This window comes from Bordetella tumulicola, from assembly GCF_054779135.1.
In genome coordinates this window covers 335,093-353,040 of the sequence record NZ_BAAGYU010000003.1, presented here as the reverse complement: position 1 = coordinate 353,040, position 17,948 = coordinate 335,093, and the positions used below count along the sequence as shown (strand labels likewise).

Here is a 17,948-nt window from a genome sequence, read left to right as displayed (position 1 = left end):
AAAATGTCTAGCTCACCCAATCTGTACTTGCTGATCGCGCTGGCTCCGCTGGCCGGCGCGATCCTTGCCGGGCTGTTCGGCACCGGGTTCCTCGGTCGGCCGATCGGTCGCCGGGCCTCCCACGTCATTACCATCCTGGGGGTTCTGATCTCCACGGTCGGGTCGGTCATCGTTTTGCTCGATGTGCTCAATGGCCACACCTACGATGGCTCGGTTTATACCTGGAGCCTGATCGGCGACACCAAACTCGAGATCGGCTTCCTGATCGATTCGCTGTCGGCCATGATGATGGTCGTGGTCACGTCGGTGTCGCTGATGGTGCACATCTACACCATCGGCTACATGGCGGATGACCCCGGCTATCAACGTTTCTTTGCGTACATCTCGCTGTTCACGTTCTCGATGCTGATGCTGGTCATGTCCAACAACATGGTTCAGCTGTTCTTCGGCTGGGAAGCAGTGGGGTTGGTGTCGTACCTGCTGATTGGTTTCTGGTACACCCGTCCCACGGCGATTTTTGCCAACATGAAGGCCTTTCTGATCAACCGGGTCGGTGACTTCGGTTTTGTGCTGGGTATCGGTCTGCTGTTTGCCTATGTCGGCTCCATGCACTACGGCGACGTCTTTGCCCAAGCCGATCGGCTGGCCGGCGAAACCCTGCCGGGTACGGACTGGATGCTGCTGACGGTGGCATGTATCTGCCTGTTTATCGGTGCGATGGGTAAATCAGCCCAGGTGCCGCTGCATGCCTGGCTGCCCGATTCCATGGAAGGTCCCACCCCGATCTCGGCGTTGATCCACGCGGCGACCATGGTGACGGCCGGTATCTTCATGGTGGCGCGTTTCTCGCCGCTGTTTGAACTGTCAGACACCGCGTTGTCGTTCATCATCATCATTGGCGCCATCGGCGCGTTGTTTCTGGGCATCCTTGGCATCATTCAGAACGATATCAAGCGCGTAGTGGCATATTCCACGCTGTCGCAGCTGGGCTACATGACGGTGGCGCTGGGCGCATCGGCCTACTCGGTCGCGATCTTCCACCTGATGACGCACGCGTTTTTCAAGGCGCTGTTGTTCCTCGGGGCGGGTTCCGTCATTATCGGCATGCATCACGACCAGGACATCCGCAACATGGGTGGTCTGCGCAAGTACATGCCCATTACCTGGATCACGTTCCTGCTGGGCACGCTGGCCCTGGTCGGCACGCCGTTTTTCTCGGGCTTCTACTCCAAAGAACACATCATCGAAGCGGCTGGCGCCGCCGGTGTATGGGGTGCTTCGTTTGGCTACTATGCGACGTTGATCGGCGTGTTCGTGACTTCGCTATATTCGTTCCGCGTGTATTTCCTGGTCTTCCATGGCAAAGAACGCTTCGATACCAGCGATGGCCACGGCCATGGTCATGATGACCATGCACATGACGCTCACGGCCACGACGACCATGGCCACCATGGCGGCAAGCCGCACGAGTCGCCGTGGGTCGTGACGCTGCCCCTGGTGCTGCTGGCCATCCCGTCGGTCGTGATCGGTGCCTGGGTCGTCGATCCGATGCTGTTCGGCAGCTTCTTCGATGGCGTGATCAAGGTCCTGCCGCAACATCCGGCCATGCACGAATTGAAAGAAGAATGGCATGGTTGGGTGGCTTTCGGCCTGCATGCCTTCCAGACCGTGCCGTTCTGGCTGGTCGTGGCCGGCGCCGTCATCTCCTGGTACTGCTACCTGATCAATCCCAAGGTGCCTGCCGCCATCAAATCCAGCCTGTCGGGCGTCAACAAAGTGCTCGAGAACAAGTACTTCGTCGACTGGGTCAACGAGCAGATCATTGCACGCGGCGCGCGCTGCCTGGGCCACGGCTTGTGGCAACGCGGTGACCGCGGCCTGATCGATGGTGTGCTCGTCAACGGTAGCGCTCGCCTGGTGGGCTGGGTGGCCACGATCAGTCGTCACCTGCAGTCCGGCTACATCTATCACTACGCGTTCGCGATGATCATCGGCATCATGGCGCTGATTACTTTCTTTGTGCTGATTCCCCAATGACGGCAAGCGACATGGCAACCAACACTTTTCCCTGGCTAACGCTTGCGATTTTCGTACCGATCGTATTCGGCTTGCTGGTGCTGGCCGTGGGCCGCGACGACCGCCTCGGACTGACACGCGGCTTGTCGCTGGTCGGCGCGATCGCCGGCTTTCTGGTCACGATTCCGCTGTACACCGGGTTTGACTCTTCGACCGCTGCCATGCAGTTCGTCGAAAAAGCCTCCTGGATCGAAGCCTTCAACGTCAACTACCACCTGGGTATCGACGGTATCTCGTTGTGGTTCGTCCTGCTGACCGCTTTCATCACCATCATCGTGGTGCTGGCGGGCTGGGAGGTCATCACCAGTCGCGTGGCGCAGTACATGGCCGCCTTCCTCATCCTCTCCGGGTTGATGGTCGGCGTGTTCGTCGCGCTCGATGGCATGCTGTTCTATGTGTTCTTCGAGGCCACGCTGATCCCGATGTACATCATCGTCGGGGTGTGGGGCGGACCCAACCGGGTCTACGCCGCGTTCAAGTTCTTCTTGTACACCCTGATGGGATCGCTGTTGACACTGGTGGCGTTCGTCTATCTGTGGAATGCCTCGGGCGGTTCGTTCGACATCCTGACCTGGCACCAAGTCAAGCTGGGCCAAACGCCGCAGATCCTGATTTTCGTGGCCTTGCTGGCGGCCTTCGCGGTCAAGGTGCCGATGTGGCCGGTGCATACCTGGCTGCCGGATGCCCACGTCGAGGCGCCCACGGGTGGTTCGATCGTGCTGGCGGCCATCATGCTCAAGCTCGGTGCTTACGGCTTCCTGCGTTTTTCGCTGCCGATCGCCCCGGATGCCTCGCATAGCCTGGCGGGCATGATGATCGCGTTGTCGCTGATTGCCGTGATCTACATCGGCCTCGTCGCCATCGTGCAAGACGACATGAAAAAGCTGGTCGCCTATTCATCGGTGGCCCACATGGGCTTCGTGACGCTGGGCTTTTTCATCTTCAACACGGCCGGCGTCGAAGGCGCCATCGTGCAAATGATCTCGCACGGTTTCGTGTCGGGCGCCATGTTCATGTGTATCGGCGTCTTGTACGATCGCATGCACTCGCGACGTATTGCCGACTACGGTGGCGTCATCAACGTCATGCCGCGCTTTGTGACCTTCTTCGTTCTGTTCTCCATGGCCAACAGCGGCTTGCCCGCCACCAGTGGTTTCGTGGGCGAATTCATGGTCATCATGGGTGCGGTCGAACACAGCTTCTGGATCGGCCTGCTCGCCGCGACAGCACTGATCCTGGGCGCTTCGTACTCGCTGTGGATGGTCAAGCGCGTGGCCTTCGGTGAAATCACCAATAACCACGTGCGCGAACTCACTGATATCAACCGCCGCGAGTTCCTGATTCTTGGCGTGATGGCAATCGCCGTGCTGTACATGGGGATCTATCCCAAGCCCTTCACCGACGTTATGCATGCTTCGGTCGAGGCCCTGCTGCAACACGTTGCCATCTCGAAACTGTAAGACTGACTCATGATGCAATCTCACATTGATTTCGCACTGGCTACGCCCGAGATTCTGTTGCTGGTATTCGGTCTGGCAATCTTGCTGATCGATGCCGTCAGCACACATCCCTCGCGCAAGCCCACGTTTGTGCTCGCGCTGCTGGCCTTGGGTGTGGTGACCGTCGTATCGCTGCTGCAATGGAATAGCGGCACCGTAGGCCGCACGTTCAACGGCTTGTACGTCGCCGACAACCTCTCGCACCTGCTCAAGGTCGCGTCCTATATCGCCGTCGCCGTGACGCTGATCTACGGCCGTATCTACGCGCAAGAGCGTGACATGCTGCGCGGCGGCGAGCTCTACGTTCTGACGCTGATGGCCTTGTTGGGCCAAATGGTCATGATCTCCGCCGGCAATCTGATCAGCGTATACCTGGGCCTGGAACTCATGTCCCTGGCCCTCTATGCCCTGATCGCCCTGCGTCGCGATGACGTCGTCGCCACCGAGGCCGCCATGAAGTACTTCGTGCTCGGCGCGTTGGCCTCCGGCTTCCTGCTGTATGGCATGTCCATGGTGTACGGCGCCACCGGTCAGTTGGACATCGTCGAGATTTCCAAGGTCATCGCGGCGGGTCAGCACGAAAACATGGCGCTGGTGTTCGGCATTGTGTTCCTGGTCGCCGGCCTGGCATTCAAGCTGGGCGCCGTGCCGTTCCATATGTGGGTGCCCGATGTCTATCAAGGCTCGCCCACCGCCGTGACCCTGATCCTGGGCGCTGCGCCGAAACTGGCCGCCTTTGCGATCACGCTGCGCCTGCTTGTCGAAGGCCTGCACGCGTTGGCCGCCGACTGGCAGCCCATGTTGATGATCCTGGCGATCCTGTCCTTGGCCATCGGCAACCTGACCGCCATCGCCCAGACCAACTTCAAACGCATGCTGGCGTACTCCACGATCTCGCACGTGGGCTTCGTCCTGCTGGGCCTGATGTCCGGCGCCGTCGCCGGCAACCCGGACGCCTCGGTCAATGCCTACGGCGCATCGTTGTTCTACATGCTGATCTACGTGCTGACGACGCTGGGCACCTTTGGCATGGTCCTGCTGCTGTCGCGCCAGGGTTTCGAGTGCGAACAGATCGATGATCTCAAGGGTCTGAACCGCCGCAGTCCATGGCACGCCGCACTGCTGTTGCTGTTGATGTTCTCGCTCACCGGCATTCCGCCGATGGTCGGTTTCTATGCCAAGCTCGCCGTGCTGCAAGTCCTGATCGAGGCCGGCTACGTATGGCTGGCCGTCGTCGCCGTGATGTTCTCGCTGATTGGTGCCTTCTACTACCTGCGCGTCGTCAAAGTCGTCTACTTCGACGAACCCGCCGCCGACGCAGGCAAGATCACGGCACCCAGCAGCCACCACGGCGTGTTGTCGGTCAATGGCGCACTCATCTTGGTCCTGGGCATCTTGCCGGGTGGCCTGATGGCGCTGTGCGTGCATGCTATTCAAACGTCGCTAGGTCTCTAAGACCTACGTCCCATCAGCACACGGAATCGCGTAGTGATACAGTCAAACACAGTCGGGGCCAGGTCATGAACCAAACCTTGGCCGTTTGGCTGTTAATCGCTCTGGCACTGGTCAGCGCGAATCTCCCTTTCCTGACCGAACGTGTGCTGACGGTCGTGCCCTGGAAACGGGGCAGCGTTGCAAAGCCGTTCTGGCTGCGCCTCGTAGAACTCCTGCTGTACTACGCCTTGGTTATCGCACTGGGCTTCGCCTTCGAAGCCGCCTTGGGTAATCCGTTTGTCCAAGGTTGGGAGTTTTACGCTATTACCTTTAGTCTGTACCTCGTCCTGGCCTACCCAGGATTCGTCTACCGGTATCTGTTTAAGCGGCATCCTGCATTGCGGGGGTCATGAGTACTAAGGCGCTGAGGGTCTGTGTGTAATGGCCACGCCGGCCTAATCAAAACGGCTCGGCCCAACCAGGGGCCTCGGCTCCGCTGCGCGGAGCTACCCGTTTTTCAAAAGGCCGGCGTGGCCATTACACACAGACCCCCAGTTCGCGTTGTCTGCATGTCGTGAATGCATTTATCGCGCGCCTGGATCCAAGACATTTCACCATTGTGAGTCCCTGCGGCGTGCCTGTGCGTGGGGCCAGCCTTTTGAACCTCGGGCAGTCCCGCGTAGCGGGACCGAGGCCCCTGGTTGGGCCGAGCCGAGGTGATTAGGCTGGCCCCACGCACAGGCACGCTGCAGGGACGCGTCAATTGCGATGACCTACGCCAGCAAACGACCTTCGGTCGTCAGCGTGGCGATTGCCTGGGTCAGCAAGTATGACGACTGCTGCAGAAAAAGATCTTTCGCAGCAAAAAAACTACGACAGCAGAAATCAGCCTTCGAACCAGTTGAGGACGGCGTCCAGGCCTGCGACGTTGAGTGCGTATGGCGTTTGCTCGCGGACGATGGGTTTGGCGCGATACGCCACGGCGTAGCGGGCGAAGCCCAGCATTTTGAGGTCGTTGGCACCGTCGCCCAGGGCAATGATTTGGTCGGGGGTGGCGCCGTGGGTTTGGGCGAAGGCGCGTAGGTGCATGAGCTTGGCATCGGCGTCGAGGATGTTGCCGAGGACTTTGCCCGTGAGTTTGCCGTCCTGGATTTCAAGCGTGTTGGCGTGAGCGCTGTCGAGGTTGAGGCGTTGGCCCAGGCGTTCGGTAAAGAAGGTGAAGCCGCCGGAGACGAGCAGGACTTTGATGCCTGCGGCTTGGGCGGTGGAGATTAACTGTTCTGCGCCGGGATTCAGGCGTAGTTTGTCTGCGTAGACTTGTTCCAGGGCCGAGGCGGGAGTGCCCTGCAGGAGGGCGACGCGGCGGCGCAGGCTTTCCGAGAAATCTTTGATCTCGCCCCGCATGGCGGCTTCGGTGATTTCGGCGACCTTGGGTTTGACGCCGGCCACGCCTGCGATTTCGTCGATGCATTCGATGTTGATCAAGGTGGAGTCCATGTCCATGGCCAGTACCTTGCATTGCGACAGGCGCACGCCTGCGGGGACAAAGGCGGTGTCGACGCCGTGTTGTTCGCCCCAGGCAGTGACTTGCGCGTGAGTGTCTGCGTCTTGGACGACGTTGAGCAAGCGAGAGGCCGTGGCGCTCAGGTGCACAACGCCTTGGGCTTGTGCCAGGGCGGCTAGCTGTTCGACCTGGGCGGCGCTGAGCGCCGGGGATTGAATGACGAGATGAGTGGTGGACATGGCAGAGAGGGGGGCGATGTTGACTATTTCAGTGAGCGAAGCACGGCCCGCACTGCGTCGGCGCGGGTGGAAATTTTGACGACAGTGAACTCGATACGTAGTTTGTCCTGGCCTGCCAATTTAATGTGACGCTGCTTTTGTACCAGCTCGATGATACGCGCGGGATCAACCGTGGTTTTGGGCCCAAATTGCAGCAAGGCCTGATTTTCGCTGGCATCGATCTTGATGACGCCAAGCGGTTGTGCCGCCAGTCGCAGCCGATGCGTGGTCAGGAGTACCTGTGCGGCCTCCGGCAGCTTGCCAAAACGGTCGATGAGTTCCTCCTGGATGCGGATGAGATCATCCTCGTCCTCGGCGTGGGACAGGCGTTTGTAGATCGCCAGGCGCGCGTGTACGTCCGGGCAGTAGTCGGACGGCAGTAGGGCCGGAGCGTGCAGATTGACTTCGCAGGCGAGGTTGAAGGGGGCATCCAGATCGGGTTCTTCGCCGGCTTTGAGGGCGCGTACGGCTTCGTTGAGCATCTCGTTGTACATCGAGAAGCCGATTTCGTGGATGTTGCCGGACTGGGATTCACCCAGGACTTCACCGGTGCCGCGAATTTCCAGGTCATGCATGGCCAGATAAAACCCGGAGCCGAGTTCTTCCATAGCCTGAATGGCTTCCAGCCGCTTTTTGGCATTGGAGGTGATGGCGTCCTCGCCGGGCGTCAGCAGGTAGGCGTAGGCTTGGTGGTGAGAGCGACCGACACGGCCGCGTAGCTGGTGCAATTGGGCCAGCCCAAAACGATCGGCACGATGGATGACGATGGTGTTGGCCGTGGGCACATCGATGCCGGTCTCGATGATGGTGGTGCACAGCAGCACATTAAAGCGCTGCTGATAAAAGCCTTTCATGACCTGTTCGAGTTCGCGCTCGGGCATTTGACCGTGCGCGACCGCGATGCGTGCCTCGGGGACGAGCTCTTCCAGGCGCGCACGGCGATTGTGGATGGTCTCGACCTCGTTATGCAGAAAATAAGCTTGGCCACCGCGTTTGAGTTCGCGCAGCAAGGCTTCACGGATGGTGCTGCCGTCTTCGCGCCGGACAAAGGTCTTGATGGCCAACCGCTTTTGCGGGGCGGTGGCGATGACGGAGAAGTCGCGGATGCCTTCCAAGGACATGCCCAGCGTACGGGGGATCGGCGTGGCCGTCAGCGTCAACACGTCGACTTCGGCGCGCAGGGCTTTGAGGGCTTCTTTTTGGCGCACGCCAAAGCGGTGCTCTTCATCAATGATGACCAGACCCAGACGCTTGAAATTCACGTCTTTCGAGAGAATTTTGTGCGTGCCGATCACGATATCGACGCGGCCATCGTTAATGCCTTGGACGGCCTCAGTGACCTCTTTGGAGGAGCGAAACCGCGAGAGCTCCACGACGCGCACGGGCCAGTCGGCAAAACGATCCGAAAAGGTATGAGCGTGTTGTTCGGCCAGCAGCGTGGTGGGGCAGAGCAGCGCCACTTGTTTGCCATTGGCCACGGCCAAAAAGGCGGCACGCAGGGCGACTTCGGTTTTGCCGAAGCCGACATCGCCACACACCAGGCGATCCATGGGGCGGCCGGAGGTCATGTCGCTGATGACGGCCTGAATCGCAGCGGCTTGGTCCGCCGTTTCTTCAAAGCCAAAGCCTTCGGTAAAGGCCTCGTAGTCGTTGAGGGGCAGATTGAAGGTATAGCCTTCGCGTGCGGCCCGCTGGGCATACAACGCCAGCAATTCGGCGGCGGTGTCGCGCACTTGGCGGGCGGCCTTGCGGCGTGCCTTGTCCCATTGGCCGGATCCCAACTGATGCAGCGGCGCGGCTTCGGGGTCGGCGCCACTGTAGCGAGCAATGACGTGCAATTGAGACACGGGCACGTACAGGGTGCTGCCATTGGCGTACTCGAGATGCAGGAACTCCATCTCGCCGTCGCCCATGTTCATGTTGATGAGACCGTGATAACGCCCAATGCCATGCTGTGCATGCACGACGGGATCGCCGGCGCGCAGCTCGGACAGGTCGCGTACCATGGCTTCGACGTTGCTGGCGCGTTCCTGATTGCGCCGGCCGCGTCGGCTGATTCCCGCATTGCCGGGATACAGATCGCTTTCGGTCAGGAAGAGCAGTTCGGCCGAGGGGATTCCGAAGCCCGACGACAGTGGGGCGGCGGTGAGCGAGAACGTGGCCTGGTTGGCGAGAAACTCTTGGACAGAATCGGGTTGCGCGTCGGGGGGCAGTCCGAATTCCGTCAGCATTTGCGCCAAAGTTTCGCGGCGGCCCGCCGAGTCCGCACACAGCAATACGCGTGATTCGCCGCGCGCTAACAATGCCCGCAGGCGGGCGATCGGGTCTTCGGCGCGTCGGCTGACGCTGACATCGGGCGCAATGGAAAAGTCGGGATGCGGTGCGCCATCTGTCAGGACCAGGCGAGGAAATGTCTTGAATCGCGCGTGCAGGCCTTCGCTATCCAGAAATAGCGCGGCGGGAGGCAATACCGGGCGTTCGCGATCGCTTTTCAGAAAGGTATAGCGGCTCTGGGTGTCCTGGTTGAAGTGCTGGATCGCGTCTTCGATGTCGCCCAACGTGACAGTGATGGCATCGGGCGAGACATAGTCGAATAGTGTCGCGGTCTCGTCAAAGAACAGCGGCAGGTAATACTCGATGCCGGCAAAGGCGATACCGTTGCCGATGTCTTTATAGGGCAGGGCGCGCGACGGGTCGCCTTCGAATTCCTCGCGAAAGCGTGCCCGAAAGCGATTTCTGGCTTCCTCGTCCATGGGGAATTCGCGGCCGGGCAGCAGTTGTACGTCGCGTACTGGATACAGGCTGCGTTGTGTGTCGACGTCAAAGGCGCGGATGGATTCGATTTCGTCGTCAAATAGGTCCAGGCGATAAGGTACCGCGGACCCCATGGGAAACAAGTCGATCAACCCGCCTCGTATGCAAAACTCGCCCGGCGCCGTGACCTGTGTGACGTGGCTGTAGTTGGCCAGCGTCAATTGAGCGCGCAAGGCGGCTTCGTCGAGCTTGTCTTTTTGTTTGAAGGAAAACGTATAGGCGGCCAGGAATGCCGGCGGCGCCAGGCGATAGAGGGCTGTCGTCACGGGGACGAGCAAGATGTCTACGGCCTCTTGCATCAGCGCGTGCAAGGTATGCAGGCGTTCCGATACGAGGTCCTGGTGTGGCGAGAACGCGTCGTAGGGCAGTGTTTCCCAGTCGGGGAGTTGCCGTACACGGAGTTCGGGCGCGAATGGTGGAATTTCGTCGGCGAGCCGCTGCGCTTCGAGCGGAGCGGCCGTGAGAACGATTAACGGCCGCGCGCTTTGTCGGGCCAGATCCGCGAGTAACCAGGCGTCGGCCGAACCCGGCGGACGTGGCTGCGCATAGCGGGCGCCGGGTTTGAGGGCGGACAGTGTGGCGGCAGTGGCGGGGGTCCGCGAGGCCGCTTGAGTGAGAGAGGAATCAGGCATTAGGCCAAAGATTATAAAATCTCTCGGCCATGACTGATTCCCTAATTGCAATCGTACCTGCCGCCGGTGTCGGCCAACGCGCTTCCCGAGCGGGCGAAGCGTGTCCCTTGCCTAAGCAATATCGCCAATTGGCGGGGCAACCTATGCTTCGTCACGCGGTGCTGGCGTTGCTGGCCGATCCTCGCATTGCCCAGGTGCGCGTTGCGGTGTCGGCCGACGATACGTGGGCCGCAGTGGCCCTGACAGGCCTGCCACGCGTGCAATGCCGCCCCTGTGGTGGCCCCACCCGCGCCGACACAGTCGCCGCCGCATTGGCCGATAGCGGCGCATCGGACGATGACTGGATACTCGTCCACGATGCGGCCCGTCCCGGCTTGCCTGCCGACGCGTTGGCTCGTCTGATTGATGTCTGCCTGACCGACGCGGTGGGCGGCCTGCTGGCCTTGCGGGTCGCCGATACGGTCAAGTCTGAACGAGCAGACAGGGAGCCAGATGCGTCCGATGCCGCCGGTGACACGGTGGTGCCCGCCGAATCCTCAGAGAGGCCTCGTGTACGTGCCACACTGGATCGCGATGGCCTGTGGCTGGCCCAGACGCCCCAGATGTTCCGTGCGGGCCTGCTACGCGCTGCGCTTGCCAGTGCACAGTCCAGCGGCGTAGCCGTCACTGACGAAGCGTCAGCGGTCGAGGCTGCAGGTCACAAGCCCTTGTTGGTGTCCGGTTCTTTACTCAATTTCAAAGTAACCTGGCCCGAAGATTTCGAATTAATGGAAAAATGGCTCTAACAGCCAGGAGCATCTGATGAGTTTTCCTTTCCGTGTCGGGCAAGGTTTTGATGTCCACGCCTTGGTCACCGGTCGTCCCTTGATTATCGGCGGTGTCACCATCCCACACACCCACGGCCTACAGGGACACTCCGACGCCGATGTCCTCCTGCACGCCATCACCGACGCGTTGCTGGGCGCTGCCGGCTTGGGCGATATCGGACGTCATTTCCCCGACACCGATCCCACCTACAAGGGCGCCGACAGCCGTGTCTTGCTTCGCGATGCCGTAGCTAAAGTCCGCGAGGCCGGCTGGACTCCTGTCAACATCGACGCCACCATCCATGCCCAGGCCCCCAAAATCGGCCCCCACGCGCCCGCCATGGTGACCAACATCGCCGCCGATGTTGGCATCACTGCAGACGTCGTTAACATCAAAGCCAAAACCAACGAACACCTCGGCTATCTCGGCCGCAAAGAAGGCATCGCTGCTACCGTTGTGGTTTTGCTTGCCAAGGGGTAGGTTCTTGCGTGGCGCTTGAGAGCGTTTGCTGGCGTACGGTGTCGCTATTGAAGCCGTCCCTGTCGCGTGGCTGTGCGTGGCGCCAGCCTAATCACCGCGGCTCGGCCCAACCAGGGGCCTCGGCCCCGCTTCGCGGGACTGCCCGCGGTTCAAAAGGCTGGCGCCACGCACAGCCACGCGACAGGGACTCTCATTAGGGGCTGGCCGTGAGAGTAGTTTGCCGTTATGGGAACACGGCTTGTTTATCACCACTGGTTAACGCCATTGCAAGTTCATCATTCATTAACGTCATTGCAATTTTCGGACAGCCTAGCCAAGCAGATCCTCCCCTGCACACAGGTACCCAAGCTACCCATTGCAGATCCCGATAGCGATGATTGGGCGCGCCCGTAGGCGCCCAATCATCGCAGCCCTGCAAGATCTTCTTCCTTTCACCCCCCGGCTCCCCCAAACCACCCAAAAGAACTCAACAACCCCCTACACGCAAGACAAGGCAGCGTGCAAGCAGGCAGCCGGAACGCAAACAAGGGTGCAGCAAAAGAAAAGAGACGCCCTCGAATAAACGAAAGCGCCTCTTAAGAACCTAACGCACCCGACCGAAAATCGAGTGCAAAAAACGTATTACTTACCCTGAGCCGCCAAAGACAAGGCAGCGGCGTTGACTACCGCAGCGATACGGCCGACGTCGCGGAGTTGTTCGACGCTGAAGCCGTCTTTCTTCAGGTTTTCGTAGTGGGACTGTACGCAGAAATGGCATTTACCGATGATTGATGCGGCCAATGCGAACAGTTCGAAGCGTTTTTTGTCCACGCCGCCATGGGTCGAGTAGGCATTCATACGCAATTGGGCGGGCAGGGTCTTGAGTTGCGCGTCGCCGGTCATTTCAACGTAGGGGTACCAGACGTTGTTCATGCCCATCAGGGCCGAGGCGGTGAGGGCGGCGTTGGCGTCGGTTTCCGACAGGCCGCTCTTGAAGGCTTCGATCAGGACCGGGCTGCGGGCGGCAAAAGCGGCCGACAGGGCGGCGCCGACGGCGTCTTCGGGGGCCAGGGTGGAGCGTGCGATAACTCCGTCCAGATTCAGGCGGATGTCTTTGGCCCAGTCTGGCAGTTGTTCCTTGATTGCTGAGAGGAATTCCATAGTTTTTACCTATAATCTGGATCAGGAAAAGCCCGGCAGGGCCGGGCTAAGAAATTACAGCGTTGCGCCGCCAACCGTACGGTTGCAAGGGCACAGCTCGTCGGTTTGCAGACCGTCGAGCAAGCGCAGCACTTCTTCAGGGTTACGGCCGACGTTCAGGTTGTTGACCGAAACGTGCTGGATCGTGTTGTCCGGATCAACGATGAAGGTTGCGCGCAGGGCGACGCCTTCTTCTTTGTCGCGGATACCCAGTTGGTCAACCAGGGCGCCGGTGGTGTCGCCGAATTGGTAGTGACCCAGCTTGTTCAAGTCCGGGTGCTCGCGGCGCCATGCCAGCTTGACGAATTCGTTGTCCACGGAACCACCCAGCAGGACGGCGTCGCGGTCTTCGAAGTCTTTGGCCAGGTTGTTGAAGCCGACGATTTCGGTGGGGCACACGAACGTGAAGTCTTTGGGGTAGAAGTAGATCACCTTCCACTTGCCGGGGAAGGAGCTTTCGGTGATGTCTTCAAAAGCCGACACGCCGTTTTCTTCGTGCTGATTGAAGCCGGGTTTGACGCCGGAAACCTTAAAGGGCTCGAGCTTGTCGCCAACAGTTTTCATGAATGCTCCCGTAAGTTGTTGGGTGGAAAAAGGCACTGAATATCGTGCGCTAAGACCCAAATTTTACGCTATTGGCTATCGGTGTCTAATTGATAATTTCTAAAACGGGCTTTAGGAATCTCTATCCTTGCGGTCAGGCCGCCACCTTGGCGTTCGAGCATTTTGAGTGAGCCGCCGACGTGTTTGAGCAGGCGTTCGACGATGGCCAGACCCAGGCCGGCGCCACTGACGCCGGTGCGGGCGGCTTCGCCGCGGGAGAAGGGGCGAAGCAGGCGGTCGACGTCGTCGGGGGCGATGCCGGGACCACGGTCGGAGACCTCGATAATGTGGAAATTGCCCTCGGTGTGCAGGTTCATGCTGAGGTGGGCCTGGCCATCGGTGGAGCGGCCATAGCGACGGGCGTTTTCGATGAGGTTGCTGACGACGCGCCTGAGGTCAAGAGCAGTCACTCGGGCGAGCAGGTCGGGCTCGATCGAGGCGTCGAGATTGCCTCCCAGCGAGGCGGTGTGGCTGCGCTCGCGTTCGTAGAGCTCGTTGAGGACGGCGGAAATGTCGGTGGCGGTTTGGGGCAGGGAGCCAGCCGGGCGGGCGTATTCCATGAGCTGGCCGATGCTGTGATCGATTTGGCCCAGGTCGTCGTCGATGGCTTGGCGGGCGTCTTCGGATACGCCGCTCATTTCGATTTCGAGCCGCATGCGTGCCAGAGGGGTACGCAGGTCATGGGAGATGCCCGCCAGCATCAGTTCGCGGTCCGCTTCGGCTCGACGCAGGTCTTTGGACATGCGGTTGAAGGACGCGTTCAGGTCGCGGATCTCGAGTGGTCCGTTTTCAGGGAGTGGGGCGGGGGTATCGCCGCGGGAGAGGACTTGTGCGGCGCGCGCCAGGCGCGAGAGTGGACGGTTGACGAAGCCCACGCTGACTGCCGCGCCGACGAGCGAGAGCAGCAGGGCGGTGGCGCCCCAGCCTAGCCATTCGATACCACCGGTCAGGCCGATTTGCTCGCGCTCGAAGACGAGCCAGTACAGGTCCTGGTTGATCTGAAAGCTGACCCAGAAGCCCGGTACTTGATTGACGCCCCACATGATCTGGGTTTCAGGACCAAAACGCGTGCGGATGTGCTGGGCGACCCGTTGCCAGTAGTCGTCCTCGGGCAGGGCCTCGGTGAAGTCGGTGACTTCGCGGGGATAGACCTGGATCCCCTCGTTGGTGGCCAAGTCGAGCAGCAGCTTGCTGCGTTCGGTGCCGTCAGCGTAGATCAGCGCCGTCCGGGTGATATTGACGGCAGTGATCACCCGCTGCGCCATTTGGTTGGCGCGCGGGCCGAGCTCCATGCTGAAGAAAACTTGCAGCCATGCGCCCAGACTCACCAGCATCAGGGCTGCCAGCAGCAAAAAAGTGCGGCCGAACAGCCCCAATTTGAGGCGAGAGGTCAGATTGCGAAGGATCCTGCGTAAACCGGGCACGAGACGTCGTGCGTGTCGAGGTCCTGTGGCGTGATCAGCTGCCGCCATCCGGAACAAACACGTAGCCCAGACCCCAGACCGTCTGGATGAAGACCGGTTTGGACGGATTGGGTTCGATCAGCTTGCGCAGGCGCGAGATTTGCACGTCCAGGCTGCGATCGAAGGCTTCGTATTCTCGGCCTCGGGCCAGTTCCATCAGTTTGTCGCGCGACAGCGGGATCTTGGGGTGGCGTGCGAAAACTTTCAGGACGGAAAATTCGCCCGTGGTGATGGGAACCTGCTCATTATTGCGCGTGAGCGTACGGGTCGACAGGTTGAGCACATACGGCCCAAAGACGATGGATTCGTTTTCCTGGCTGGGAGCACCCGGGTGTTCTTCGGTACCGCGGCGGCGCAAAATGGCATTGATGCGAGCCAGCAGTTCACGGGGGTTGAATGGCTTGGACAGGTAGTCGTCGGCGCCCATTTCCAAGCCAACGATACGGTCGATTTCCTCGGCCTTGGCCGTCAGCATGATGATGGGCGTGTTGTCGTGGCCGCCACGCAGGCGGCGGCAGATCGACAGACCGTCTTCGCCGGGCAGCATCAGGTCGAGTACGAGCAGATCAAAGTGCTCGCGCTGCCAGAGCTTGCCCATTTCTTTCGCGTCTTCGGCGACAAAGACGTTGAACCCTTGCTCCGACAAGTACCGCCGTAGCAGATCGCGCAGACGCGGATCATCATCGACGACAAGGATTTTGCGGATGGGGTTGGTGTTTTGCGTGTTCATGGCCCGAAATGTAACAGTGACGAGAATCAACGGCTAGTAGCCATTCACAAGATATTACACATTGCGAGATAAGGTTGAAATCCCCCTTACACGTTCAAGAGACATTCTTGTGACTTAATGGGCCGTTCTTGTGATTTCGTACAATCGTCATCTATGGATTTGAACCTGTTGGCTCTTGAGACGTCCTCCTCGCGTTGCGGGGTGGCCCTTTTGCGCGAAACCGATGCGGGCAGCACGGTTTGCGTGCTCGAACACGAGGGTGCACAAGAGCACGCCGAGCGCTTGCTGCCCATGGCGGGCGAGCTACTGGCGCGGGCTGGGCTGGCGCCGACGGACTTGCACGCCGTGGCGTTTGGCCAGGGGCCAGGCGGCTTTACGGGGCTGCGGATCGCCTGCGGGGTCGCACAGGGCATGGGATTGGCCTTGGGGGTGCCTGTGGTGTCCGTGGTGTCTCACCTGGCGGTGGCGCACGAGACGGGCGCCGAACCCGGGGATGTCGTCTTGGTGGCCCTGGATGCACGAATGAACGAGGTCTATCTGGCGGCCTATGCGCTTGGCCGGGATGCGGATAATCCCTGGGTGACGCTTCAGGCCCCGATGTTGATCGCGGCGGCTGAGGTGGTGCCTTGGGCTGCCCATCACCTGTCGATCTGGTCGGCCAGCGAGCCGGTGAGGGGTTTGGCCATTGGTCTGGCCAATGGCGTTGGCGATGGGCTGGTGCGCGGCGACGCGTCCTCGCTGACAGTGGCCACGCCGGTCTTGGCGGGTGATGCCTGGGATGTCTATGCGGCCGAGATGGCGGCGCCGTCGGACTGGCGCCGCAGTGCGGCGACGCGTCCCCAGGCGCGTGACGTGGCCTATTTGGCCCGGCAAGCCTGGCTGCGTGGCGAAGGCGCCGCGCCGGAGCTGGCCGCGCCGCTCTACGTGCGCGACAAGGTGGCATTTACGACGGCCGAGCGTGATCGCGGGTTAGGGGGCAATCCCAAGGCCGCGCCGACCTGGTCTGCTCCTGTGCTCGAGCCGATGGCGCAAGCCGATCTGGACGAGGTGGCTGACCTCGAGGCGAATCTGCAGGCGTTTCCGTGGACGCGGGGCAATTTTGCCGATGCGCTGGCGTCGGGCTACGAGGCCTGCGTTTTGCGCCAGGCGGGCAAGGTCGTCGGATTTTGCTTGGTCATGCTGGCCCCGGATGTGGCGCATTTGCTGGTGATAGGGGTGTCTCGCGCGCACCATCGCCAGGGTATGGGCAGTATGCTGCTGGACTGGTGCGTGAAGCTCGCACGCGCCCAGGATTTGCCGGCAGTGATGCTTGAGGTTCGGCCCTCGAATCAGCCGGCTGTGGGTTTTTATGAAAAGCGCGGATTTCAGCGTATCGGCGTGCGTCGGGGCTATTATCCGACCGGTCAGGGGCAACGCGAGGATGCTTTGGTGATGCAGAAAATATGGGTGGACGAAGAGGAACCGTCGTGACGATGGTGGCGCCCCGCATCAATGCGTTGCAGAAGCTCTGGCTGCGCGAAATCGGCATTGAAAAGACCTGGCTGCAGGTTGCCGAGCCGGTAGTGGTGCCGCAGGCGTCGACCCAGGCGGAATCGTTCCATGACGAGTCGACGCAGGCCAGGGGGGCGAACGCCCCGGCAGGCGACGATTCGGTCGGAGTAGGCGGGGCCGCCAGAACGGCGGATGGCCCAGCCGCGGCGCTCAGTGCGGTGCGGGCCGCCGATGCTACAAAAGGCGAGCGCGCGGTGGCCAAGGGGCCGCTCAACGTTTCTGTGGTCCCTGCGGCCCCTGTCGCGGCGCCCCGGCCGCCTCGATCCTCGCCTTCCATTAAGCAGCCTCAACCTGCGGCAGAGTCTCGTTCGGTCACCGAGCCGGTGATTCCCGCGACCGATTTTGACGCGCTGCGCGACCAGGTTCAGCAATGCACCTCTTGTGGCTTGTGCCAGGGGCGTCGTCACGCGGTGTTTGGCATGGGTGCGCGGCCCGCTCGCTGGATGGTCGTAGGTGAGGCGCCGGGCGAACAAGAAGACCGCCAGGGCCTACCCTTTGTCGGGCGGTCCGGCCAGTTGCTGGACGCCATGTTGAGCGCGGTGGGGATGAGTCGTGAAAAAGACGTCTTTATCGCCAACGTCATCAAATGCCGTCCGCCGGGCAATCGCAACCCCAAGCCCGAGGAAATCGCGGCCTGCAGCCCCTACCTGAAGCGGCAGATTGAGCTGATTCAGCCCGAACGTATTTTGGTGCTGGGTCGTTTCGCGGCCCAGACCCTGCTGGGAACGGATGCCACGATTGGCAATCTGCGCGGGCGTCAGCACGCACTGACGACGGATGACGGGCGCAGTATTCCGGTGATTGTCAGCTATCACCCCGCGTATTTGCTGCGCAGCCCCACCGAAAAGGCACGGGCCTGGCAAGACCTCAGGCTCGCCGCGACCTCGGGCTGACGCCC

At 60.9% G+C, this 17,948-nt stretch carries 14 protein-coding genes; 8 read left to right on the top strand and 6 right to left on the bottom strand.

Annotated elements, in window-relative coordinates:
• Positions 1–3 precede the first annotated feature (3 nt).
• From nuoL to ACYVDM_RS01610, 4 genes are all read left to right on the top strand, one after another.
• Complete coding sequence (gene nuoL, locus ACYVDM_RS01625) at positions 4–2,037, top strand: NADH-quinone oxidoreductase subunit L (RefSeq protein ID WP_415793130.1); 2,034 nt, start codon at positions 4–6, stop codon at positions 2,035–2,037.
• Positions 2,034–3,536, top strand: coding sequence for an NADH-quinone oxidoreductase subunit M (locus ACYVDM_RS01620; protein ID WP_415793131.1), 1,503 nt, complete (start codon positions 2,034–2,036; stop codon positions 3,534–3,536). Before nuoL ends, ACYVDM_RS01620 begins: the two co-directional genes overlap by 4 nt.
• 9 nt (positions 3,537–3,545) lie before the next feature.
• Positions 3,546–5,030 (top strand): NADH-quinone oxidoreductase subunit NuoN, encoded by a 1,485-nt coding sequence (gene nuoN, locus ACYVDM_RS01615; protein WP_415793132.1) that lies wholly within the window; start codon positions 3,546–3,548, stop codon positions 5,028–5,030.
• A 65-nt stretch (positions 5,031–5,095) separates the two neighbouring features.
• Positions 5,096–5,422: a DUF2818 family protein gene (locus tag ACYVDM_RS01610; RefSeq protein ID WP_415793133.1), complete on the top strand. Its 327-nt coding sequence runs from the start codon at positions 5,096–5,098 to the stop codon at positions 5,420–5,422.
• A gap of 472 nt (positions 5,423–5,894) precedes the next feature.
• Here the strand turns inward: ACYVDM_RS01610 and serB are convergent, their stop codons facing one another.
• Positions 5,895–6,752, bottom strand: coding sequence for a phosphoserine phosphatase SerB (gene serB / locus ACYVDM_RS01605; RefSeq protein WP_415793134.1), 858 nt, complete (start codon positions 6,750–6,752; stop codon positions 5,895–5,897).
• A gap of 23 nt (positions 6,753–6,775) precedes the next feature.
• Positions 6,776–10,237 (bottom strand): transcription-repair coupling factor, encoded by a 3,462-nt coding sequence (gene mfd, locus ACYVDM_RS01600; RefSeq protein WP_415793135.1) that lies wholly within the window; start codon positions 10,235–10,237, stop codon positions 6,776–6,778.
• 29 nt (positions 10,238–10,266) lie between these two features.
• On the opposite strand from mfd, the gene ACYVDM_RS01595 reads away from it, so the two are divergent.
• Positions 10,267–11,022, top strand: coding sequence for an IspD/TarI family cytidylyltransferase (locus ACYVDM_RS01595; protein ID WP_415793136.1), 756 nt, complete (start codon positions 10,267–10,269; stop codon positions 11,020–11,022).
• Positions 11,023–11,038: 16 nt separating this feature from the next.
• Positions 11,039–11,524 carry a 2-C-methyl-D-erythritol 2,4-cyclodiphosphate synthase gene (gene ispF / locus ACYVDM_RS01590; protein WP_415793137.1) on the top strand — a complete coding sequence of 162 codons (486 nt, stop codon included), beginning with the start codon at positions 11,039–11,041 and terminating at the stop codon, positions 11,522–11,524.
• Between the two features lie 621 nt (positions 11,525–12,145).
• On the opposite strand, the gene ACYVDM_RS01585 is transcribed toward ispF, so the two are convergent.
• From ACYVDM_RS01585 to risA, 4 genes are all read right to left on the bottom strand, one after another.
• Positions 12,146–12,664, bottom strand: coding sequence for a carboxymuconolactone decarboxylase family protein (locus ACYVDM_RS01585; RefSeq protein ID WP_415792309.1), 519 nt, complete (start codon positions 12,662–12,664; stop codon positions 12,146–12,148).
• Positions 12,665–12,718: 54 nt separating this feature from the next.
• Positions 12,719–13,267, bottom strand: coding sequence for a peroxiredoxin (locus ACYVDM_RS01580; protein WP_415792310.1), 549 nt, complete (start codon positions 13,265–13,267; stop codon positions 12,719–12,721).
• Between the two features lie 68 nt (positions 13,268–13,335).
• On the bottom strand, positions 13,336–14,730 hold the full coding sequence (risS, locus tag ACYVDM_RS01575) for a two-component system sensor histidine kinase family protein (RefSeq protein WP_460475296.1): 1,395 nt from the start codon (positions 14,728–14,730) through the stop codon (positions 13,336–13,338).
• Between the two features lie 34 nt (positions 14,731–14,764).
• A complete protein-coding gene (gene risA, locus ACYVDM_RS01570) occupies positions 14,765–15,499 on the bottom strand; it encodes a response regulator transcription factor RisA (RefSeq protein WP_415792312.1) in 735 nt (244 codons plus the stop codon).
• 153 nt (positions 15,500–15,652) lie between these two features.
• Here risA and tsaB point away from each other — a divergent pair, with 153 nt between their 5' ends.
• Positions 15,653–16,969, top strand: a complete 1,317-nt coding sequence (gene tsaB / locus ACYVDM_RS01565; RefSeq protein WP_415792313.1) for a tRNA (adenosine(37)-N6)-threonylcarbamoyltransferase complex dimerization subunit type 1 TsaB — start codon at positions 15,653–15,655, stop codon at positions 16,967–16,969.
• Complete coding sequence (locus tag ACYVDM_RS01560) at positions 16,942–17,943, top strand: uracil-DNA glycosylase (RefSeq protein WP_415792314.1); 1,002 nt, start codon at positions 16,942–16,944, stop codon at positions 17,941–17,943. Before tsaB ends, ACYVDM_RS01560 begins: the two co-directional genes overlap by 28 nt.
• Positions 17,944–17,948 lie beyond the last annotated feature (5 nt).